Below are 547 nucleotides of genomic sequence, written 5' to 3'. Positions count from 1 at the left end.
GCATATTCTTTATATAGAAAATTTCTAGAATCATTTTTCATCCCATCTTTATCTCTGTTCCTTCCAACAAGGGAATAAGCTTGACAAGGAGGTCCACCAACAATTAAGTCAACTTGCTTTTTTTTAAGAAGTTTATCAATATTTTCAAAAATAACTTTGTTATTATCTCCGCCAATTGGAGTGTTTATGACAGAATTTGAAATTTCAGAATTACTAAATTCTTTTAAAAATTCTTCACGAGTCATTTTTTCTGAAATGTAATCGTAGTAGTTTTGTATTCTATTTTCAGATTTTAATTTGTGATAAACTAATCTAGTTTCAAGGGTTTCACAAGCTTTTTTGTCAATTTCAACATGTGCAATAGGAGTAAATCCAGCTTTAATAAAACCTTCAGAAAGGCCACCTGCTCCTGAAAATAAATCAATGAAATTTAAGTTATTCATTAGTTTTAAATCTTGTGTTTTATTTTTTTAAATAAGTTATAGCAAATATATAACTCAATATATAGTTTTTAGTTTATTCTTCCTAATGCGCCTCCAACCAATTC

General features: G+C 27.8%; 1 protein-coding gene. It reads right to left on the bottom strand.

What is annotated here, in order from left to right; translation table 11 throughout:
- Positions 1 to 443: DNA cytosine methyltransferase (locus tag B2U95_RS00020; protein ID WP_296310988.1), on the bottom strand; the 443-nt coding region annotated here is incomplete at its 3' end.
- Positions 444 to 547: the final 104 nt, after the last annotated feature.

The organism is Winogradskyella sp. UBA3174 (assembly GCF_002364335.1).
Taxonomy (GTDB): domain Bacteria; phylum Bacteroidota; class Bacteroidia; order Flavobacteriales; family Flavobacteriaceae; genus Winogradskyella.
Note: the sequence above shows the minus strand (reverse complement) of the source record. Positions and strands in the feature narration are given on the sequence as shown.